This is a genomic window from Paenibacillus nicotianae, assembly GCF_042681745.1.
Taxonomy (GTDB): domain Bacteria; phylum Bacillota; class Bacilli; order Paenibacillales; family Paenibacillaceae; genus Saccharibacillus; species Saccharibacillus nicotianae.
In genome coordinates this window covers 1,693,708-1,715,866 of the sequence record NZ_JBHUGF010000010.1, presented here as the reverse complement: position 1 = coordinate 1,715,866, position 22,159 = coordinate 1,693,708, and the positions used below count along the sequence as shown (strand labels likewise).

General features: G+C 37.5%; 17 protein-coding genes. 11 read left to right on the top strand and 6 right to left on the bottom strand.

The window, feature by feature from the left end; all coding sequences use genetic code 11:
* Positions 1-37: 37 nt before the first annotated feature.
* On the bottom strand, positions 38-1,951 hold the full coding sequence (thrS, locus tag ACFSGI_RS11610; RefSeq protein ID WP_204824285.1) for a threonine--tRNA ligase: 1,914 nt from the start codon (positions 1,949-1,951) through the stop codon (positions 38-40).
* A gap of 630 nt (positions 1,952-2,581) precedes the next feature.
* Here thrS and ACFSGI_RS11605 point away from each other — a divergent pair.
* Positions 2,582-3,553 (top strand): D-2-hydroxyacid dehydrogenase family protein, encoded by a 972-nt coding sequence (locus tag ACFSGI_RS11605; RefSeq protein WP_204824284.1) that lies wholly within the window; start codon positions 2,582-2,584, stop codon positions 3,551-3,553.
* Between the two features lie 526 nt (positions 3,554-4,079).
* On the opposite strand, the gene ACFSGI_RS11600 is transcribed toward ACFSGI_RS11605, so the two are convergent.
* The gene (locus ACFSGI_RS11600) at positions 4,080-5,474 is read right to left on the bottom strand and encodes an S-layer homology domain-containing protein (RefSeq protein WP_204824283.1); all 1,395 of its coding nucleotides are present in this window, start codon (positions 5,472-5,474) and stop codon (positions 4,080-4,082) included.
* Between the two features lie 215 nt (positions 5,475-5,689).
* Between ACFSGI_RS11600 and ACFSGI_RS11595 the strand changes: the two genes are divergently transcribed.
* The gene (locus ACFSGI_RS11595) at positions 5,690-6,076 is read left to right on the top strand and encodes a hypothetical protein (RefSeq protein WP_204824282.1); all 387 of its coding nucleotides are present in this window, start codon (positions 5,690-5,692) and stop codon (positions 6,074-6,076) included.
* Between the two features lie 44 nt (positions 6,077-6,120).
* Positions 6,121-6,312, top strand: coding sequence for a hypothetical protein (locus ACFSGI_RS11590; protein ID WP_379283252.1), 192 nt, complete (start codon positions 6,121-6,123; stop codon positions 6,310-6,312).
* A gap of 80 nt (positions 6,313-6,392) precedes the next feature.
* Here the strand turns inward: ACFSGI_RS11590 and cls are convergent, their stop codons facing one another.
* Both cls and ACFSGI_RS11580 read right to left on the bottom strand, forming a co-directional pair.
* Positions 6,393-7,841, bottom strand: coding sequence for a cardiolipin synthase (gene cls / locus ACFSGI_RS11585; protein WP_204824280.1), 1,449 nt, complete (start codon positions 7,839-7,841; stop codon positions 6,393-6,395).
* A 153-nt stretch (positions 7,842-7,994) separates the two neighbouring features.
* Positions 7,995-9,344 (bottom strand): MFS transporter, encoded by a 1,350-nt coding sequence (locus ACFSGI_RS11580; RefSeq protein WP_204824279.1) that lies wholly within the window; start codon positions 9,342-9,344, stop codon positions 7,995-7,997.
* A gap of 305 nt (positions 9,345-9,649) precedes the next feature.
* Here ACFSGI_RS11580 and ACFSGI_RS11575 point away from each other — a divergent pair, with 305 nt between their 5' ends.
* From ACFSGI_RS11575 to ACFSGI_RS11550, 6 genes are all read left to right on the top strand, one after another.
* The gene (locus ACFSGI_RS11575) at positions 9,650-10,705 is read left to right on the top strand and encodes an NAD(P)/FAD-dependent oxidoreductase (RefSeq protein WP_204824278.1); all 1,056 of its coding nucleotides are present in this window, start codon (positions 9,650-9,652) and stop codon (positions 10,703-10,705) included.
* 228 nt (positions 10,706-10,933) lie between these two features.
* Positions 10,934-12,265, top strand: coding sequence for a helix-turn-helix domain-containing protein (locus tag ACFSGI_RS11570; RefSeq protein WP_204824277.1), 1,332 nt, complete (start codon positions 10,934-10,936; stop codon positions 12,263-12,265).
* A gap of 175 nt (positions 12,266-12,440) precedes the next feature.
* On the top strand, positions 12,441-13,649 hold the full coding sequence (locus tag ACFSGI_RS11565) for a threonine synthase (protein WP_204825000.1): 1,209 nt from the start codon (positions 12,441-12,443) through the stop codon (positions 13,647-13,649).
* A gap of 252 nt (positions 13,650-13,901) precedes the next feature.
* Positions 13,902-14,537 carry a DUF1906 domain-containing protein gene (locus tag ACFSGI_RS11560; protein ID WP_204824276.1) on the top strand — a complete coding sequence of 212 codons (636 nt, stop codon included), beginning with the start codon at positions 13,902-13,904 and terminating at the stop codon, positions 14,535-14,537.
* A gap of 153 nt (positions 14,538-14,690) precedes the next feature.
* Positions 14,691-16,016, top strand: a complete 1,326-nt coding sequence (locus tag ACFSGI_RS11555) for an amidohydrolase (RefSeq protein ID WP_204824275.1) — start codon at positions 14,691-14,693, stop codon at positions 16,014-16,016.
* 150 nt (positions 16,017-16,166) lie between these two features.
* On the top strand, positions 16,167-16,775 hold the full coding sequence (locus ACFSGI_RS11550; RefSeq protein WP_379283248.1) for an undecaprenyl-diphosphatase: 609 nt from the start codon (positions 16,167-16,169) through the stop codon (positions 16,773-16,775).
* A gap of 149 nt (positions 16,776-16,924) precedes the next feature.
* On the opposite strand, the gene ACFSGI_RS11545 is transcribed toward ACFSGI_RS11550, so the two are convergent.
* Positions 16,925-17,269 (bottom strand): DUF3243 domain-containing protein, encoded by a 345-nt coding sequence (locus tag ACFSGI_RS11545; RefSeq protein WP_204824274.1) that lies wholly within the window; start codon positions 17,267-17,269, stop codon positions 16,925-16,927.
* Between the two features lie 376 nt (positions 17,270-17,645).
* On the opposite strand from ACFSGI_RS11545, the gene ACFSGI_RS11540 reads away from it, so the two are divergent.
* Together ACFSGI_RS11540 and ACFSGI_RS11535 are read left to right on the top strand one after the other, a co-directional pair.
* On the top strand, positions 17,646-18,221 hold the full coding sequence (locus ACFSGI_RS11540; protein ID WP_204824273.1) for a hypothetical protein: 576 nt from the start codon (positions 17,646-17,648) through the stop codon (positions 18,219-18,221).
* A 255-nt stretch (positions 18,222-18,476) separates the two neighbouring features.
* Positions 18,477-19,028 carry a hypothetical protein gene (locus tag ACFSGI_RS11535; RefSeq protein ID WP_204824272.1) on the top strand — a complete coding sequence of 184 codons (552 nt, stop codon included), beginning with the start codon at positions 18,477-18,479 and terminating at the stop codon, positions 19,026-19,028.
* Positions 19,029-19,153: 125 nt separating this feature from the next.
* On the opposite strand, the gene mprF is transcribed toward ACFSGI_RS11535, so the two are convergent.
* Entirely contained in the window at positions 19,154-21,799 is a 2,646-nt protein-coding gene (mprF, locus tag ACFSGI_RS11530) for a bifunctional lysylphosphatidylglycerol flippase/synthetase MprF (RefSeq protein ID WP_204824271.1), read from the bottom strand.
* Positions 21,800-22,159: the final 360 nt, after the last annotated feature.

Sequence of the window (22,159 nt, the reverse complement as noted above, 5' to 3'; positions counted from 1 at the left end):
TACTTCAATAATATCTACTTCAACAATATTTACTTGATTAAGACTTATTACTATTTTGCTGATCAATATTTGAAATAATTTCTTCTATAGAAAGAACACCTAGATCTGCGCCACCATGTTGACGAACAGAAGCACTATGAGCATTTTTCTCATTTTCACCAAGTACCAAAATATAAGGTACTTTTTCCATTTGAGCTTCACGCATTTTGTAACCTAATTTTTCATTACGAATATCCATCTGAACGCGAATACCCGCTTGAATCAATTGTTGTTTTACTTGCAATCCATAATCAATATAGTTCTCAGATACAGGCAATAACTTGATCTGTACAGGAGCCAGCCAGACAGGGAAAGCACCGGAGTAATGTTCTGTGAGAATACCTAGAAAACGATCAATCGAACCATAGATCGCACGATGAATTACAACCGGACGATGCTTGAGATTATCTTCACCAATATAAGTCAGATCGAATTTTTCAGGCATTTGAAAATCAAGCTGAATTGTACCGCATTGCCAGCTACGTTTGAGTGCATCCAGAATATGAAAGTCGATTTTGGGACCATAAAAGGCACCATCGCCTTCATTTAGTGTATACTCAATTCCGCGATGATCGAGAACATTGCTTAGTGCTTGTTCAGCCTGATCCCATAACTCATCTGCACCCATATAATCTGCTGGACGAGTCGATAATTCGATTTTGTATTCAAATCCAAATACTTTATACATATCATCAAGAAGTGTCATCGCTTGGTGGATCTCATCTTCTATCTGGTGTGGCATAGCATAAATATGTGCATCATCCTGACAGAAAGTACGTACACGCATCATACCGTTAAGCGCACCAGAGAATTCATGACGATGCACCTGACCAAATTCCATCATCCGAATCGGAAGTTCACGATAAGAATGAAGATCGTTTTTGTAAATCAACATATGTCCCGGACAGTTCATCGGTTTGAGTGCAAATGCTTCTGCATCCACAGGAGCAAAATACATATTGTCTTTGTAGTGATCCCAGTGACCGGATTGTTCCCACAGCCGTTGATTCATCATTAGTGGTGTACGTACTTCTTGATAACCGTTTTTCAATTGCATTTCGCGTGAAAAGTTCTCCAATTCTGTCCGCAAAGCCATTCCTTTGGGTAAATAGAAAGGCATACCTGGCGCTTCTTCTGAAAACATAAACAAATCAAGTTCTTTACCTAATTTGCGGTGATCCCGTTTTTTGGCTTCTTCCAGTACATGTAGATGTTCGTCTAATTGTGCTTTTTTCGGAAAAGCTGTGCCATAGATACGCTGTAGCATTTTCTGATTGGAATCACCACGCCAGTACGCACCGGCAACATGTAGCAATTTGAAAACTTTAATTTTTCCAGTAGAAGGAAGATGAGGGCCACGACAAAGATCGAAAAATTCACCTTGTTCATAAATCGAAATTTCTGCATCTAGCGGTAGATCTTGAATCAGTTCTAACTTATAAGGGTCATCAATCTCTGTAAAAATAGCCAATGCTTCTGCACGACTAACAACTTTACGGATAATAGGCAAGTTCTCATTGATAATCTTGTTCATTTCTTTTTCAATATCACGTAATTGTTCTACAGACAAAGGGTTAGCAATATCAATATCATAATAAAATCCATCTGCAATCACAGGGCCAATGCCTAGCTTCACCTGTTGATCGCCGTATAGACGCTTAATGGCTTGTGCCATAAGGTGAGCAGTACTGTGACGATAAATAGCCACACCTTCTGGATCATCCAGAGTAATAATCTGGGCAGCACTATCTTGATCAATAATAGTATTCAGATCAACCAGCTTGTGATTGATCTTGCCTGCGATCGCTTGTTTGCCAAGACTTGTGCTGATCGAAGAAGCAAGTTCAGCAATTGATACAGGTGAATCTACAGAACGGATTGAACCATCGGGTAAAGAAATGTGAATAGACATAATAGATTCCCTCCAATAATTAGAATGTAAGCGCAAAAAAGCACACTGTCCCAGAAAGGGACGAGTGCGCTTGGCTCGTGGTTCCACCCTAATTTGACCTCTCTGTAGAAATAGCTAATACACTATGATCATGCAGAGAAAAGTCCTCATTGGAATCCATTAACGGGGATTAGGCGGTACTATCTAGTAAGACGATCACAACGTATCATCTGTTCAATACTACGGCTACAAAGGGGTAATTTCACATTTGTCGACTGAAAAAGCTCTCAGCAATCGCTTTTCTCTCTGGGCAGCGCAGAACGTGAATCATGTCTTTGGTCAAAGCCTGATATTTATTTGGGATGTGTTATTGATTCCTGATTATAGGAGCCTAATCGTAAAAGGTCAAGCACAAAATAATAAAAGTAATAGTTTGAGAATAATTTCAGTGATAGTTAGACTACACTTAAAAAAGCTAAATATATAAATGATAATTTATATACATGAAAAATTCATAATAATAAAGTAGAAATATGAATTAGAAAAAGAAAGTCTGAAAAAGGTAGTGGTATGTTATATTAGAAAGAATTAATTTATCTATTCACCTAGCTTATTTTACACAATAAACCATTAACCAAAGGAGCACCTACGATGAAGCTGAACTGTGCCATTCTTGATGATTACCAGCATGTTGCCGAGAAGATGGCAGATTGGTCAGTAATCGAATCGCAAGTCAATATTGATAGTTATCATGAATATTTTGAAGATCGCAATGAATTGATTGAAGCGATTCAGGATTATGAAATTATAGTTATTATGCGTGAACGCACTAAATTTCCAGAAGATGTACTTCGTAAATTACCGAATCTTAAATTACTAATTACTACAGGCATGCGCAATGCTTCGATCGATCTCAAAGCAGCAGGTAAGTTAGGAATTACTGTTTGCGGAACAAGAGGCAAAGGGGCGGCGCCTACTGAATTGACATGGGCACTTATTTTAGGATTATCCCGTCATTTGACCCAAGAAAATGAATCGTTTCGCAACAATGGAGCATGGCAAAGTACGATCGGAATCGGATTGCAAGGGAAAACCTTAGGCTTATTAGGATTGGGTAAAATCGGTCAACAAATGGCTACGATCGGGCAAGCGATGGGGATGAATATTTTGGCATGGAGCGAAAATCTAACAAGCGAGCGAGCAGAAGCTGCCAATGTACAATTGGCGACTTCTAAAGAGCAGTTGTTAGCTGAAAGTGACTTTCTATCGATTCATCTTGTGCTTAGCGATCGCACACGCCGAATCATTGGACAATCAGAATTGGCTTTGATGAAGCCTTCAGCATACCTGATTAATACCTCACGCGCAGGCATTGTGGATCAGACCGCTATGATCGAAGCATTACAACAAGGACTGATCGCAGGCGCTGGATTAGATGTATTCGATACAGAACCTTTACCGCAAGATCATATATTACGCAAATTACCAAATGTATTAGGCACACCACATATCGGTTATGTATCAGATGATAATTACAAATGCTTTTATCAAGATGCTGTAGACAATATTGTAGGATATCTTAATAACGATATACAGCGAGAACTAATCTATGTGCGAACATAATGATATATCAGATCAAAATGTATACCATTTCAAACATGTAGCAAGAAATAGCATGGTTTTAATACTTATTTTATAGCAGAATTTGAGCAATAAACTTATGAATAGCGAATGATGATATATAAAAAGTCTACGATTACAGATATCAATTTGCTCGTTAAAAAGTGATATTTATAATTTTAGGCTTTTTTAGTATGAAAAGATGTACAAAATCAATCAATAACAACTTTATAGGATAAATAACTTGTTTACACATAATTTATATTGTTTCACTATATGAAAAATTCATAATAGAAAGATCAAAATAATACCACCCGAGGTACTTAATATAGGTGAGTTACTATTACACTCCTGCACGTATCAAAAGCTAACTAATCTTAGCGATAAAAGCAAATAAAAAACTGCCACATGATTGATTAATCATAAGTGGCAGTTTTTGGATTAAAAAATATAGCATGAATGACACGTTATATTCTACGATACTCAAAGAATGATTAGTGGAACGTATCACTAAACGTAAAAACGTTAATTATTTAGAGTCGCCGTTCAAATAATTAAAGAAAGGCACATCTACCCAGAACTGATAACTATCGACTTTGAGAGAAGGATCAAGTGCTTTGAAGCCAGCAGCAACCTCAGCAGATTTTTCTTTCAAAGAGAATGATTGTACATAGTAATTGCCTTGAGTGATTTTGTTATTACTAATTACATCATAGTCTTTAATAGCTGTCTGAGAATAGTACAACGGTTGCCACCATGAGCTATAGATCAGACCTTTTTGATCTTCGCTATCTTTTTTAGCATAGGCTAGAATTACTTTTTGAAATTTATTTTTGTCAGCCGTATTCGCAAATTCAAAAGCAAGATCGTATTCTTTAGCATTGGCAATATAGTTACCATTAGCAATCTGAGATACATGATAATCCTCAGTCGATTTAGGCTCGCCCCATTCTTTTAAATAAATAAAAGCAGACGTTTTCGGTTCAAATTGTACTTTGGCAGAGATTCCTTCACTACGCAACAAACCGATCAATTGAACAGCATGCTTGATATCATCATGACCGTAATTTAGTGATAGTGAATCAATAAAATTAGCTTCGTAACGGCTGTCTTTAACATTATAACCAGTCACCAAGTTTTCTTCTAACGCTTTGTTAGCTAGCTCTTGTAATTCTGGTGCTTGAATAAGACGGGAAGTGTTATAAGCATCTTGCAATTTGGCATAAATATCATCATCACTGGTGTAACCGAGATAGTGTTTATATTGTCCTTTGAACTGCAATACCTGTCCAAGCAATGTCTCTATAAATACAGGTGATGGAGCATTAGATTGCGAAGCAGTAAGCGCTGAATATAGGGATTTTGGCAACAAACCACTGTCTACAGCGACAGCCAGTTCTTGACCCGTTTGTGTGGATAAAGAAGCAGGCTTAATATTAAGTTTGGCAAGTGCTGTTTTTACTTTAGCCGGAGGATATGTATACGCAAGTTCTTTCAGTCCGGCTGCTTTGACAGCGAAATAAACAGCGCTACGCGCGTCTAACTTTTGATTAGGATGAACAGTAGTACCGGAGAGGATACCATTCTCATACAAAGCTGTGGCTGCTTTGTACAGCTTATGGCTGGAGGGTACATCGGTAAAGGTAGCATCAGATTTTTCTGGGCTTAATTGAAGTGCTGTAGCCAAGTCTTGGATATACTGACCACGACTAATTCCGTTCGCTACTGAAATGTTGAATTTGGATTGCAAAAATTGCGAGTATTCTGAAGCACTAACGGCATGTTCGGCTACAACTGTGGTAGCTGCATAACTGGTACTGCTGTATAACACAGGTGAAGCCACAACAGATAAGGCAAGTGTCCAGGCAATGACTGACTTACGAACAACTGATTTTTGTAAAAATGCTGTAGAAAATGGTAACATTCTTAATCCCCTCCAATTAATTACATAAATCCTATAGGTTTTATGAGAAATATTATTCTGAATCATAATATGGAGGGTACGAACTGTCAATCAAAATAAATGTGATCTCTTAAATAGAATATCTATATAACCGATAGTAAATGAATAGATATAGATTTATTTGATATCAATGGTAATTGATGTAATAGCAATACATAAGGTGGAAGGGGAACATCATGAACAAAAAGATAATATGGAGTATGCCTGTTGTACTAATTATGTTGACTACTGCATGCAGTCCATTAGTAGATAGACAAGTAGAAGAACCAAGTATCCAAATTGAAGAAGAAACAACAGTTACAGATCGAGGTGAAGATAGAAGTATAGATAAAGGTAGAATTATAATATCACAACAAGAACATGAGAACGTATTAGAATTCATAGATAAAATGATGGTTATAATAGAGTTGCTAGATCAGAATTTATTTGCTGTTCAAGATATCTGGGAAGCTCTCTCTAATAGAGAACTAGGAGAGAATGAATTTATTATAAAATTTCGTCAAAGCGAGAAAAAATTTAAAAATGTAAATGATGAGCTCAGTAAAATACAACCTCTGTATTAGAGTCAAAGATATTGACTAAACAGTTCGAAGATTTTTATAATGATATGTTATTAACCAATGCTACAGGTCAAGATGCTATCAGTGATGTATTGGAAGCAATAAATACAAATGATAAAGATAAATTGCCTCAGGTTGGTGAATCTTGGAAACGTGTATGGGCTTATTATGATGATGTAGATCAAAGTATGTATAATCTTTATGAAAGTATAAAAAAACTAGAAATACAAGCGGAATAAGATAGAAATTTAAAAAAACTCGCTATTCAACCTGAACATTCTTTCACAAAAAGAATTCAGAAGAAAGCGAGTTTTTTGTTTTATAAAATAGGAGAAAGCAGACGAGCAAATGATTCAAGCATGCGTTGATACAACGGACGATTTTCGTAATCAGCCAGTGTAAGAATTTTGCTATCCAAAATATCTTGTAAAAACAGTTCTTCTAGCTTGGTAGCTGTTTGGCTATCATACACAATCGCATTTACTTCAAAGTTCAGCTTATAACTACGAATATCCATATTAGCTGTACCAACCGAAGCAATCGTACCATCAATGACCATCGTTTTGGCATGAAGAAATCCTTTTTCATACAAATAACAACTAACATTCAGTTCTAACAACTCACGTAAATACGAGTATGAAGCCCAGTAGACCATTTGATGATCTGGTTTTTTGGGGATCATTAGATGTACTTGAACACCGGAAAGCATCGCTGCTTTGAGCGCGGTAATCATACTTTCATCCGGTATAAAATAAGGTGTCTGAATCATAATACTTTTTTTAGCTTCATAGATCATTTTGATATACGAATACTTAATCGTTTCCAAACTACTATCCGGGCCGCTCGATACAATCTGCATGCCGATATTACCGGTAAACGGCTTGGTCACAGCGAACAATGAATAATCTTCTGACATCGGTGTATTCAATGCCAGATGCCAATCGCGCAAAAAGTGAGTCTGCATTTGTAAAATAGACGAGCCTTCTACACGTAAATGAGTATCACGCCAGTAGCCAAATCGTTTGACTTTGCCTAGATATTCATCGCCTACATTGAAGCCACCAATATAACCACAATCTCCATCAATAATAACTAATTTGCGATGATTGCGATAATTAAGCTTGAAATTGACTTTGGGAATACTCGGTGGGAAAAAGGCAGCAGCTTGACCGCCAGCTTCGCGTAATTCATGGATAAATTTCTTGTTTACTTTGGAACTACCCCACGCATCATAAATTAGACGTACGGTAACGCCTTCGCGAGCTTTGACTGTGAGTGCATCAATCAACTTGCGACCCAATTCGTCCCGCTGAATAATGTAATACTGAATATGAATATACTGCTTGGCATTCGCAATATCTTCAAACAAAGCATCAAACTTTTCATTGCCATCTGCAAAAATACGAACCTCATTATCCTGTGTGTAAAGGGCATAATTGCTAATTAAATTCATATGCACCAGCTCATGATAACGGCCGATTGAAGGATCATTAAACGAGAAACTTCTGGAATGAAATTCTTGACGTTGATCTTCTACAACAGATTCAATAATCGACCTGAATTCTTTGCGTAATCTAAATTTTTTGACCCGACTCAAATTCTGACCAAAAAATAAATAGACAATAAACCCAACTACCGGTAAAAAGACCAGTATCATTAGCCATGCCCATGTAGCTCCAATATTGCGCCTTTCCAAAAACACAATAAAAAGAGCGAAAAAGATATTAATCGCAATAAAAATCCAGGAAAGATGCGATAAAATAGACATTCACCGTTTCCCACCTTAACTATGTAATAGAGTTCACCATTCAGCATACCAAAAAATAAGATATTACACACTATAAAAAGAAAAACTGCCAACAAAAGCTGTCTATCCAGCGATATTGGCAGTTTTTACAACATCTACACTATAACTATCAAACTAAATTTTGATATGATGATCGGCAGGTTCAGCAGGTTTGCTACGCATATACCAGATTAGCATGATTAATGACAACACAGTCATCGTTAACAACACCACATAATTCATGCGATAAATTCCTGAAGACGACTCAAACGGATTGCGCGCGATTAATAATCCAAAAACAGCCGTTGCTGTAGCCCCACCGAAAAATTGAGTTAATTGAAAAACACCTACACCTGATGATAATTGCTTACGTGGAAGCATACGAGACACTTCATTTTGTAAAGAAGCACCTACGGCTGAGAACGAAGAAGCCAGCAACATATAAGCAGCCATCAATACATAAGGTGACAATGTTAAAAATCCGATCAAGCCTGCAAAAGTCACCACCATAATGATATATCCGATAAACGATAAGCGGTAGTTGCCATACTGATCGATCCATCGACCGATAATAGGGGTCATAATTGCTGATAATATAGCACCCGGGAATATCATTAAACCGCTAAAAGAAGCGGATTGACCGAATACCTGATTAAGCACTAATGGAATAAGAAATACCATTCCTAAATTAATCGCAAAACAGCAAAATGACATAAAGAGCATTTTACGATAAGCGGTATTGCGGAATAGCTCTGGTAAAATAAACGGATTGGACGATCGCCGTAAATGAAAGACCAGTACAATAAAAGCTACAATAGCGATCAATAAGTTAACCCATGATAAGCGTCCGATACTTAATAGTAGAGAAGGGATAACAATCACTAATAATCCTGCACCTACAATATCGAACTTTTGATCTTTTTTGAAAGAGAATTCTTTTTCAGAAGGAAGCATTTTCCAATAGGCAGGTACAAGTAAAACAATCAAACCTGTCACCAAAAATAACGAGTTCCATCCTAGACTATCTGTTAAAAATCCACCCAATACTGGCCCTATACCGAAAGCAAGCGAACCACCGGCTGCAATCAGAGAAATCGATTTGCCTCGTCGATCATTAGGAACATAACGTGTTGCAAGTACAAGCCCTAATCCTTGCATCGGCCCTGCGCCAGCCGCTTGTAAAATACGAGCTAGCATCGCCATCGGAAAATTATTAGCAGTAAATCCGATCACACATGAAGCGACTAAAAGCAGTATTCCTACCATTAATAATTTACGTACAGGATACCAGTCAGACAAGCGACTAAAAATAACAACGGATAAAGCAAATACAATAGAATATCCTGAAATTAGCCAAGAACCTAGAGAAGAACTGATATGTAAATCAGCAAGAATACGCGGTAAAGAAACATTGAACATCGTTGTGTTCATGACCACTAGAAAAATACCAGCTGCCCACAACGGAATAACAACTTTATCTCTCATTCATAAATCCATCCTATCTGTAATCTACTTCTTTATACTTATATACTTACTAGACTATAGCTGAATATTTTTGATATGGCAAAATGGATATAACGATTGTTGTTACGTTTAATCGCTTACAATTCGGCTAACTACCCAAATGTTCACTATTTATTATTTTCAAAAATATTAATCATAAACTTAAAAAATTTAAATGATATCTATTTTCTAGATAATGTTGAAACTGTTCATTTTCTAATCTATAATGATAATCATTATCAATTAAGAAAAGAAAGAATATTTTATCGAATTGGAGAGTGACTGTTTTGACGAATACATTAGATTTATATGATGTAACAATTATAGGCGGTGGCCCCGCAGGATTATACAGTGCTTTTTATAGTGGAATGAGAGATATGAAAACGAAACTTATTGAATACAATCCGCAATTAGGTGGTAAAATTTTGATTTATCCTGAGAAAATGATCTGGGATGTAGGCGGATTACCACCTTTAAGTGGAGCGCAACTGATCGAAAACTTGATTCAACAAGCAATGACTTTTGAGCCAACCGTTGTTCTTAATCAGAAAATAGCGGATATCGAGCGTCTTGAAGACGGCAATTGGTTGCTTACTGCGGCTACCGGAGAACAACATTATAGTAAAACGATTATTTTGGCGATGGGACATGGGATTCCAACGATGCGCAAATTAGAAATAGAAGGCGCAGATCGGTACGAAGTAACCAATCTTCATTATACGGTACAAGAATTGAATATTTTTGCAGGGAAGCATGTGGTGATCTCAGGTGGTGGGGATTCTGCGGTAGATTGGGCAAATGCACTACAGCCGATTGCAGCCAGTCTAACCGTTGTTCATCGTCGTCACGAATTTGGAGGACATGAAAAAAATGTAGTAACGATGAAGCAGACGTGTAAAGAAGTACTAACACCTTATGGTCTAACTGCTGTGCAAAGTCATAATGGTACTCAAATTGATGAGATTACAATCACTCATGTAGAAACAGGAGAAGTACGTCATTTACCTGTAGATGCCGTCATTGTGAATCATGGAATGATGGGTGATCTTAGTCCGCTCCTACGCTGGGGGATAGAAGTCAATGAAAATGGACGTCCTATTATTGATGAGAAGCGTCAGACTACTCAACCAGGTATTTTTACCGCAGGAGATTTGATAGAATATACGAACAAATTATACTTAATTGCAGGTACATTTGTTGAAGGTGCAGCCGCTGTCAATAGTGCCAAAAAATACTTAGAGCCTGAAGCTTACAGTCAAGCTTATGTCTCTTCACATAACAAAAAATTCGAGCAAAAAAATAAAATGCTTGAATCGAAAACGTCAGTAAATGTAACTGTATAATTGTAAAGTACTTTGTAATTTAACTTATATGATGTCCAGATAAATAGACTAGAAAAGACTAAGGCATAAGCTTTAGTCTTTTTGTGTTTTGGAATGATGTAATTGTAGGATTTACAATGAATTATGATTCCTATTTTGATTACTTTATTTTTAAGTATGTTAAAGCGCTTAAACTTCTGGTATATTATGGATATGTGTATAGATCTTACATCTGAGGAGGATACATACTTGTATAACATTCTGATGCTAGATGATGACCAAATGATGATCGAAACAATAAGTCCGTTATTATTACATTCTGGGCTCAATATCCAACATATTTTTTCGGCAAATACATTTTCGCAGGGATTGGATTATATTCGTGACTACGATATCGATCTATTGATTACAGATCTAGAAGTAGAAGGGTTGGATAGAATATATGATATGCAACAGGTGAAAATGATCAACCCTTCTATCGAAATTATAGTTGTTTCTGCACATAATACGTTTGAATATGCACAGGCAGCTATTCGCTTGGGTGTTAAAAATTACTTAATCAAACCGCTTGATCTGGAGCTGTTTGTAGATTCAGTACGAGAAGTGTTGTTACATTCTACTATCTCTAGACCGGTAATAGAACATGTCAACTGGTCTCACTGCAATCATTTTCAAATGCAACGACATCCTATTCAAAAGCATATCAAACTAAATCAGTTATTTGCTTCAAATGGGTATGTACCTCAAGAAGAGTCTGAGTATCGGTCGTTAGGATTGCAAGGCCCTTATTATGCTATGATCAAAATTCAATATCAACCGCTTACTGCTAATCAGATGACTCTTACGGTAGAAGATCAATATTTACTCAATTATGCGGTGATGAATCTGGCAGTCGAATTGGTACACAATCAGTGGAATAGTATTACTTTTGAGACGGATGAGTGTGAAATTAATATGATTATTCAATGGGATGAGACATCGTATCTTCAAGGATGGCATCATAAGATTCGTCAATTAAATCAATTAGGGCAGTTACTGCATAGCCATATAGATCATTATCTGCATATTCCAAATGTTATCGGGATCAGTCAGATTTTGAAAGGGTATGAATTTATCAATCAATTAAATATACAAGCTCACCAAGCGTTAATGTGGCATACTCAATATCCAGATCATCATGTTTTTTATTATGGAAATATGCACTGGAAAAAGCATGAATGGATCGAAGTCAGCGAAAGCAAAGAAGGAAAAAATACGTACAATTTGATCGTTTCTCAAGTCAAAGCCTATATCGAAAAGTGTTATGGACAAAAAGGATTAACTATTCATGATGTAGCCAAAAAAAACCATGTTAGCCCTAATTATTTAAGTTATCTGTTCAAAAAAACGACGGGATTTAATCTATGGGAGTATGTAATCAAGTTACGTATGGAAGAAAGTCGTAACTTGTTGTTAGAAACAGATCTACGTAGATATGAAGTCGCAGAGCGTGTAGGATATGAATCTCCTGAACATTTCAGCAAAATATTTAAACGGTATTACGGAATCAGTCCTAGTGAATTTAAACAGTTACAAGCTTAAAATATCGATTAGTATAACTTACACTATCGTATCTATTTAAATCTATACAATCAATATATGTATCACTAACACGCAATAACCAAGTTAACATGTCAGATTAATTGGCAAAGACCTAGAGAACTGTTATGATTTGTAGTATTGATTTGCAAATTATAACAGGAAGCAGGAATCCATGATGATGTACAGTTATGTTTCTCATTTGGAATGTCCGGTATGTGATACAACGTATGATGCAAATAAAATTCAACAACTTTGTACCTGTGGTTCGCCATTATTAGTACGGTATGATTTAGAACGTATTCGCAATGAAGTGAAACGATCGGCTATTCGGGAGCGCAATCATGATCTATGGCGTTATCATGAATTATTACCTGTACAGCATGAAGATCATGTCATTACGTTAGGAGAAGGAATGACTCCTTTACTTCCTATGCCCAAATTAGGTGAATTTTATGGATTGAATCATTTATATATGAAAGATGAAAGTTTGATCCCGACAGGAAGCTTCAAAGCAAGAGGAGCAGCAGTAGGCATTTCCAAAGCCAAAGAGTTAGGTGTTCAGCAATTTGCGATGCCCACAAATGGTAATGCAGGTGCGGCATGGGCGCTATATGCTGCTCGTGCAGGTATCAAAGCAACGATAGTGATGCCTCAAGATGCTCCTGCTATTACGCGTACTGAAGTGGCGTTGTCTGGTGCAGAATTATTTTTGGTCAATGGATTGATTAGTGATGCAGGCAAAATGGTCGCAGAAAAAGTAAAACATGATCAGATTTATGATGCTTCTACACTCAAAGAACCTTATCGGATTGAAGGCAAAAAAACGATGGGCTTAGAAATAGCAGAACAATTAGGCTGGGCGATGCCAGATGTTATTTTATATCCAACCGGTGGCGGTGTAGGTCTGATCGGTATTTATAAAGCCCTACAAGAACTGAAAGAAATCGGCTGGTTAGCAGGTAAATTACCACGATTGGTCGCTGTCCAGGCAGAAGGATGCGCCCCGATTGTCAAAGCATGGGAAGAAAAGAAAGAGCGTTCTGAATTCTGGGAGCAATCCACTACTGTTGCTTTTGGGATTAATGTACCCAAAGCGCTAGGCGATTTTTTAGTATTGCGTGCTTTGTATGAGACAGATGGTATGGCAATTGCTATTTCAGATCAAGAACTGTTGGAAGAGCAACAACATATTGCTGAATATGAAGGCGCATTTGTATGTCCTGAAGGAGCAGCTACATTTGCTGCGGCTAAACGGTTGGCTGCACAAGGTTGGATTGGTTCTGATGAATCAGTAGTTGTGTTAAATACAGGAGCAGGGATTAAATATCCCGATACAGTGAAAATCGAAGTTCCTGTATTGGAAATTGGAGAATCGATTATATAAGCAGGACTAAATAGATGTACAGAACACAGAAATAGAGTAGAAGCAATAGAACGGAAGCAGTTTTCACGTATTGTGAGAACTGCTTTTTTATTATACAGACTATTTTGGAAAAAGATTTTGAGTGGCATTCATAATCAAAGATTGTCTAATTTATAATAGTACAACTCTAACTGGAAAAATGTTACAATCACCATATTAACAAGTACTTTTTGTTTTTGGTACACTATCTGATCACAAAGGGGATACATGTCTATGAATCCAACTGAAGGACGTCCAACAGACAAAGGTATTGATACCGAAGCGTTATGTGAAGAAAAAGCACTAGAGTTAAAGCAAGCAGGATATCATTTTATTGGTAGATATTACAATCATAATAATCCCCACAAAAATTTAACCAGGACTGAAGCGCAAGCGCTCACTCAAGCAGGGCTGTATATTGTAGCTGTCTGGGAAAATGGATATCCTACATCGGTGTCATATTTCTCGCAAGAAGTAGGAGAAAGCGATGCTAGATCTGCTTACGATTACGCTAAAAATACGATTGGACAACCAAAAGATTCTACGATTTACTTTGCTGTCGATTTCGATGCGTCTCCAAACGATCTAAGCGAGTTTGTTCATCATTATTTTCAAAAAGTGATTGATACGTTTAAAGTATTAGGCAATGAATATCGTATTGGAGTCTACGGGTCAGGGCTTACTTGTGAGTACATCCTTAAAAACTTTTCTGAGATATCGTATACATGGTTAGCAGAATCTTCTGGTTGGAGCAATTCTAGAACTTTTGAACAATGGAATATCAAACAAGTTGGAAGTGGAACAGAAGTTGGCTTCTCTGTAGATTTTAATGAAACTCAAGGAGATGGCGGCGGATTTAAATTGGAATAAACGTCATCACGATTCTATAATATTGCTATGTAAAGTCTTATTCTAATCTGATATAGATTGGGATAAGATTTTTTTAGTTGACCTTAACGTTACGTCAATGTGTATGGTGAGAATAGGGTTACATGATCTTACTATACAGGAGGCAATACAACCATGCGTATCCATATTCGTAACACGACTATTTTGACTATGAATCAAGAAGAAGCTCCTTTTATTGGGGATATTATGATCCACAATGATCGCATTGAGCATATTATTCCTAAAGATGAGCAAGCGATCAATCCTACCATTCTAGAATTGATGAATCACGACAGTGTACAAGAGATTGATGGTACGAATATGGTGACAATGCCTGGCTTAATCAATGCACATCAACATACACCAATGAATTTGTTAAAAGGATTTTCAGATGATCTCAAATTAATGGATTGGTTAGAAAAGAAAATGTTTCCTGCTGAAGCTCGAATGACTCCAGAAGATATGTATTGGGGAAGCAAATTGTCGATGGCGGAAATGATTCGTTCAGGTACAACCGCTTTTGCCGATATGTATATGCATATGAATCAAATTGCTCAAGCAGTAGATGAAGTAGGGATGAGAGCCTCTTTAACACGCGGATTGGTCTTTCAAGAAGATGATCAAGGCGCACGTATTCGAGAAGCGATAGAACTGGTAGAAAATTGGCATGGACAAGCTGATGGACGTATCACTACGATGTTCGGCCCTCATGCTCCATATACGTGCCCACCAGATTCATTAAGAGAAGTGATTAAGCTAGCAGAGCATTATCAGTTGCCGATTCATATCCATCTTGCTGAGACCAAAGAAGAAGTGGTAACTATTCGTGAACATTATGGGCAGACCCCAACACAATATCTATATGAGTTAGGATTATTTGAGCAATTGCATGTAATGCTGGCACACAGTGTTCATCTTACCAAACGAGATATTCAATATCTTAAAGGAATGCGTGGAGGTGTAATTCATAATCCGGTAAGTAATTTGAAATTGGGATGTGGAATTGCACCTGTTACTGAAATGATGCAACAAGGAATTACAGTAGGGTTAGGTACAGATGGAGCAGGAAGTGCTACTACACTGGATATGTTTCAAGAGATCAAAGCAGCCACATGGTTACAAAAGTTAGACCATGGAGATCCAACAGTATTGCCTGCGTATCAGTCATTGCAAATGGCTACTATAGAAAGTGCCAAATTATTAGCGATTGACCATGAGACCGGTACATTAGAAGTGGGCAAAAAAGCAGATATGATTCTTATTGATCTCAATCGCCCTCATTTGCAACCTGTCCATCATATTGTTTCTCTACTTGCTTATAGCGCCAATGGAGCAGATGTAGATACTACGATTGTTAATGGCAAGATTCTGATGCAACACCGTCAATTGTTAACACTGGATGAGCAAGAAGTGATACATGAGGGAAATAGACGAGCCAAACGAATTATAGAAGGTATTTGATAAATAGTTACACATGCGCTCTATGCCACTTTATCTAGTCTCTAGATGAAGTGGTTTTTTACATTGAGTTTACAATAAATTTACACAGAGTTGATAAAAGGAGGGGGTTGCTTTAAAATAATAGGCTGGGATATAAAGGAGGAACAAGAATTGAATTTTTCACAAGTAGACTATGAAGCTTTTCGCTGGATTAATGATGGAGCAGAAGTATTTTCATTTATCAATCCACTGATGTTATTTTTATCGAAATATGCTGTGGTGTTTTTTGTGATTGGAGCATTGATATATTGGTTTACCCGCGCACATGCCAATCGCCGTATGATCACACAAGCTTTATTGTCGGCATTGATCGGATTTACAGCAAGCTGGATATTAGGCAAATTATTTTATCGAGATCGACCCTTTGTAGATCATGAAGTATTTCAGTTGGTTCATCATGAAGCTAATGCTTCTTTTCCAAGTAATCATGCGTTAGGTGCATTTGTGATTGCAATGACAATCTGGTTATTCCGTCGTCGTGATGGTTGGGTATGGTTGATTCTTGCTTCAGGTATAGCGATTGCTAGAGTCTGGACAGGCGTACATTATCCTACAGATGTTCTTGCCGGAGCTTTATTAGGAGTGTTGATTGCTGTTGTAGTACATAGAGTATTTACACGAATATCACTCGCCAAAAGCTTGATGGAGTTAGGCATTTATCATTATGAACAAATCGAACGTAAAGTATGGCGTAGCAAATCAAGTTATCGCAATCGTTAACGATCTCTTATGGATTCCAACAAAAAATCTGCTTTGAAGTCAGAGTGTCTACGATCAGGCACTGATGATTCAGAAGCAGATTTTTTTGATGTATCTATTATTTATCGATAAAAGTAGAATTTTGATAAAGCTATAAATGACAAATTGTTTTATTTGTCTGCTTGAACCATACGCACTAACAAGTGAGCTAGTTTGTGACGTTGGTCTTCGTCGCCGACTTTCCACAATTCATATAGCAATTTCTCTTCACGGTTACGAGGTTCTTCATGAGTAGCCAGGTAATCAGCTACTTTTTGAGCAATTTTAGCTAATTTTTCTTCGCCTAATCCAATAGACTCACCTAGCTGAATACGTTTACCCAAGTAAGATTTGAACGATTCAAAATTGCTTAAAATGTCTTCTTTTTGATCATCACTCAAACGATTAAGTGTAGTTTCCACCTGGCCTGTTGCGATTTCTCCGTCTTTTTTAACGATATGTGATTCTTCTGACATTATGAATTCCTCCTCGTTGTATGTGGTGTACTACGATATATATAACCGCATCCTACAATTCTAATCTTTTGACCATAAACTTCTGCAAAAGGATTAGTTTCAGGTATTAGGACAAGGTATTAATTTTGTTATTCACTTTTAACTTTATTGCAACTTTTGAATGAAATTATTGCAGTATACTGAATATAGAAGTAAAGCATATACGTAGACTTAACCAAACAAAAATTGTGCTTTAATCGATAATTGGAAAAAAGTTACATGTTTCTGCAAGTATGTAATACGGGTAATGAAGGCTACACAACAGTAAAACAGTTACCAATACATTATTGTTGGCGGTCTATTGAGCTGACCGACCATTTTAAGGAGAGATGAAGCGATGTTTAAAACGATGATGGGTATTTTTGGTGCAGGGGCTGCTTCATTGATCCTCTTGACTTCTGGAAGCTTGACTCAGACTTCAGGAACGGTCACAGCCGATGCTGCTACAGTTACACAAAGCGTATATGCAGATACGTATACACCAGAGGCTAATGTACCGGCAGATGGAACTTACACTGTTTTTATTAATAAGATTGAGCGTGACTCCAATGGCAAGTATGAGCTTACAGTAGATCCTATCAACTGGTATCTTGGAGAAGCAGCCAATGTTGAATTTAATAAAGAAAACCCGAACAGTGGAATTGACGGAGCACCTGATGGTTATTATATTACTAACGATGATACACAAACATATAATTACGCAGTAGCCGCTAATCCAAAAGTATTGATGCAAATTTACGATCATACAGGTCAATGGAAAGATATTGATACCAATTGGGATGAGCCTGTTAGTATTCAAAAGCTAAATGCGATCTTCCAAAAACCTGATCTACTTGATCCTACGGTATTCCCGTATCACATTACAGTAAAAGATGGACAAGTGAGCAAAATCGTACAGCAGTATATTCCTTAATATACTGTTCATCAAGATAAATACTTTAGGGGACTGCTGTACTGGCGCAAAGATAGACCAGTATAGCAGTCCCTTTTGTATATAGTAACGAAATGCTAGTCATTTCAAATATGAAGGTGATCTCTACAAAATGACAAAAATTTTGCGGAGTGCTGTCAATCTGGTATGATCTTTATATACGCTTGGATACTGAATAGGTGATCGTTTGCAACTTTTGCCACAGTTATGCGTTACATTACTTGAGGAGGTGCATTTATGATGCAACGAAATATTCAATTACTACTGAAACGGACTCCATTTGCATTAATCTTGTTAGTCGGCATTCTAATGTTGGCGGCATGTGGCAATAAGGAGCAACCAGCAACAGCTCCTGCTGAAAATGGTAGCACTGGTACTACAGAAACTAACACAACGACAGAGGTAACACCACCTGCTACAGGAACGACAGATGATTCTTCGGCTGAAAGTGTAGAGAACAACCCATCTACAGACGATAACACAGCCGGAACCACAGAAGAAAGTGTAGAAGCAGACGATAACAACGAAGCTACAGACACGACTACAGATTCTTCTGCGGCTGAAACGAAAAGTGCAACAGGTACATTTACAGGATTAGCAGACGAACATTCTGCTGAGATTATGGTAAATGGTCAACCTATGGTATTCCAATTAAGTGATGCAGCTCAAACGGTAGCAGGAAGTCTGAAAGAAGAATCTAAAGTAAGCTTCCAGTATACTGAAAAAGCTATTCCTGGTGATGATAAAATCAAATCGATGACAATCACTAAATTAGAAGAAGTAAAATAATCAATCGCTACCTACCATATTGTATAAAAAAGCTCCGAATCCACTGTATGGTGAGTTCGGAGCTTTTTGTGTTTTTATATGTGCCTATTGTTAGTACAAGGATACAAAGGGATGAAGATCATCGATTACACTGATTCAGCTTGTTCAGGACGACGGGAGACCAGGCGTACCAGATCAAGCGTAAGAATAGGAAGCGCCATGCCTGCTGGATACGCTAGATATCTCGCTTGCCATTCAGGAGAAAATTTTTCTTTGTATCGGCGTAATCCTTCAAATCCATACCAGTGCCCACCATATTGGAACACCAGACGTGCTAATTTTTCTTCGCGGTGTGCATTTTGATTTTCGCCTACACTTGAAAGTGGAGACATCCCTAGATTGAAATAAGAATACCCTTGTTCTTTCGCCCATTCGATCAAGCGGACAAACAATACATCCATCGTACCATTAGGAGTATCATTTAAATGACGCATCAGATCGATCGAAATCACTTGATTCTGATCATAAGCAGGAGCCAGTGTTGCAAATGCCAAAATCTGACCTTCGGCATTACGAAGTAAAGCTAATGGAGAACGCTGAATATACGGTTCATTGAACCAGCCTAACGAATAAGCTTTTTCTTTACGATCACCTAACCACTCATTAGAAATCTGGCGTAGCTCTGTTAATAGATCAGCTTGATAAGGTGGAGACAATACTTCAAATGTCTGACCTTCACGATCTGATTTATTTTTGGCTGTTCGCAAATTTTGGTTACTCTTGCCACTTAACGTAAAAGTAGCTAAAGGTACAAGCGCTTCTTCACCAAGCTTAAAGAAGTTATAACCATTTTCATGGTAGATCGATAGATATTCAGGTGCCGCCTGATAAAAGACAACAGTTAAAGCATAATGGTCAGCATAACTTTGGAACTCTTGAATAGCTGCCCCGACCAGATTTTTATTTCCGATCGGATCGCCGAGTACAATTAATTTATCACGTACACGAGAATAAGGAATTAAGATTTGATCATTTTGCGCCCAGTAAAAGTTTTTGTCACCCAGATACAGAAGATGAGTCAGCAGATTGCCGTCTTCTTTATCAATAAAGGCTGTGAATTTTTCAATCTGCGCTTCATCTGGACGAACGCCTGTATAACGATGCGGACGAAGAGTGAAGATAGATGCTATCAAAATCAAAGCACCGATAAATCCAATTACTGCTGTAACCGCATATTCGTGCGGGTCTAAAAACCAGTGTTGTGCACGTAATGGCAAATGTCGCAAAATAGCAGGATGAATATGAGTACCAATCATGTAATACGATAATGCTGAAATAAAAGCAAGTAACGCCCATATCCAGATACTCCGAATCGAAATACTGGTACTTTCACGATTAAAGCGAGCACGTGATACCCATAGTACCAATGCTACGATAAGCAAAATAATCGCTTCTTCGTAATCGAATCCTTTGGCAAAAGTAAAAATAGCTCCTGTTAACAATAACGCTCCTGTCAGCAAATACGCACGCCGAATACGAAGCGAAATACCCCGAGATACAATAATAAGCATAATTCCGATAATGACAGACAATTGTTCAGAAAAACGCATAATAGGTAAAGACAATAGATGTTCCATAAAACGCAAACGATCGATCAAGCCCGGAGTTGCCGCGGACAATAGCAAAATAACGCCGCTGGCAAAAACTAATTTACCCAGCGCCCATGCACCTAGATCACTTAGTAAGCCAAATTGAGAAGGCCATCCCCAAAATTTAACCCATGTGTTGCGTGAAGCATCCAGACTGGTTGTTAGCATTTCACGCATTTGCTTACTGCTTGGACTCATTTCAAAAGCAGCCAATACCAGACCAATCAACCAGGGAACAACAAAGTAGAAAATACGGAACAATAACAAAATCGTTAGCGCGCGTGAAGGATCAACACCTAACGTGTGTAATCCAAGCAAAGCAATCAGGTCAAATGCTCCAATACCACCAGGAGCCATACTGATAATCCCTGCAATCGCAGCTACTACATAGACACCGAATACTGGAGCAAACGGTAAATGATTCAGATCATAAAAAGCGAAAAGCCAGAATAATGTACCTGCACAAGCCCATTCAAGTACAGAAGAGCCAACTGAAGCAGCAATGACTTTCCACGGCAATTTGCCATCACCTTTATGGAACCATTTCGCAAATAATGAAGAACGTTGCATTAACAAAAAGAACGGTAGATATAATGAAACTCCCCATACCCCTAATCGAAGCCACGGATGCTCCTGAAAAATAGGTTCAACAGGAAACACACCGATCAACGTCAAACAGCCTAGTAAAGACAATCCTACTAATACAATAGGAGATAAGAACAATACGGCTGCACCCATCGTTTTCATCGGGACGCCGCTTTTCTTGTACAGTAATGTACGTAAGCCTACACCGGTAAGACCTGCGAATCCGATCATATTATTAAATGTATTCGCGATCCATGCATACCGATAAGTCGTTTTCCAATTGACATCAAGCTTAAACTGCTTTCGTATTAAATAATCGTAAGTACTCATTGCCGATACAGCGATAAAAGAAGCAATGACCAATTGAATCACGATATGAACAGGCATCATACGTAATTCATGAATAATTTTAGCTAAATTGATATTTTGAATCTCATGTCTTCCGTATACAAAAATAATAGTTAGAATAGCTACAGGAATAAGTATCCTTATAATTTTTGCACGATATAAAGCGGTGAATAATTGTAGAATTTTAAGCTTTCGAAGCGATTCTCTCATTGTGTCGTCGACTCCACCTTTAGACAGATTAAACTTATGATTTGTAAGTACAGCATATTAGCTTATCCTATTTTCACATACGATATTCTTTGTAAAGGGATGTAGATCTGGATAGTTTTATATTCCTATCTATCATACTACATCGGTATGTGTAAAACACAATTTGATAGGATTATACACATTGAATGTATATTGTATTTGGAGCGTAATTAAAAATCCCTTCTAGTTGAAGTGTAAAGTTCATTTGAGCATGAACATGTTCTCACTATCTACTACAAGGGGAGAATATAACTATAATAAACAATTATCTTATGATTTTATTTACACTAATGTAACGAATATCAAAAATAGCAAAAACTT

What these genes read in the sequence shown, in the direction of transcription:
- thrS (WP_204824285.1), bottom strand. Translation starts at nt 1,951, where the DNA reads ATGTCTATTCACATTTCTTTACCCGATGGTTCAATCCGTTCTGTAGAT.
- ACFSGI_RS11605 (WP_204824284.1), top strand. Translation starts at nt 2,582, where the DNA reads ATGAAGCTGAACTGTGCCATTCTTGATGATTACCAGCATGTTGCCGAG.
- ACFSGI_RS11600 (WP_204824283.1), bottom strand. Translation starts at nt 5,474, where the DNA reads ATGTTACCATTTTCTACAGCATTTTTACAAAAATCAGTTGTTCGTAAG.
- ACFSGI_RS11595 (WP_204824282.1), top strand. Translation starts at nt 5,690, where the DNA reads ATGAACAAAAAGATAATATGGAGTATGCCTGTTGTACTAATTATGTTG.
- ACFSGI_RS11590 (WP_379283252.1), top strand. Translation starts at nt 6,121, where the DNA reads ATGTTATTAACCAATGCTACAGGTCAAGATGCTATCAGTGATGTATTG.
- cls (WP_204824280.1), bottom strand. Translation starts at nt 7,841, where the DNA reads ATGTCTATTTTATCGCATCTTTCCTGGATTTTTATTGCGATTAATATC.
- ACFSGI_RS11580 (WP_204824279.1), bottom strand. Translation starts at nt 9,344, where the DNA reads ATGAGAGATAAAGTTGTTATTCCGTTGTGGGCAGCTGGTATTTTTCTA.
- ACFSGI_RS11565 (WP_204825000.1), top strand. Translation starts at nt 12,441, where the DNA reads ATGATGTACAGTTATGTTTCTCATTTGGAATGTCCGGTATGTGATACA.
- ACFSGI_RS11560 (WP_204824276.1), top strand. Translation starts at nt 13,902, where the DNA reads ATGAATCCAACTGAAGGACGTCCAACAGACAAAGGTATTGATACCGAA.
- ACFSGI_RS11555 (WP_204824275.1), top strand. Translation starts at nt 14,691, where the DNA reads ATGCGTATCCATATTCGTAACACGACTATTTTGACTATGAATCAAGAA.
- ACFSGI_RS11545 (WP_204824274.1), bottom strand. Translation starts at nt 17,269, where the DNA reads ATGTCAGAAGAATCACATATCGTTAAAAAAGACGGAGAAATCGCAACA.
- ACFSGI_RS11540 (WP_204824273.1), top strand. Translation starts at nt 17,646, where the DNA reads ATGTTTAAAACGATGATGGGTATTTTTGGTGCAGGGGCTGCTTCATTG.
- ACFSGI_RS11535 (WP_204824272.1), top strand. Translation starts at nt 18,477, where the DNA reads ATGATGCAACGAAATATTCAATTACTACTGAAACGGACTCCATTTGCA.
- mprF (WP_204824271.1), bottom strand. Translation starts at nt 21,799, where the DNA reads ATGAGAGAATCGCTTCGAAAGCTTAAAATTCTACAATTATTCACCGCT.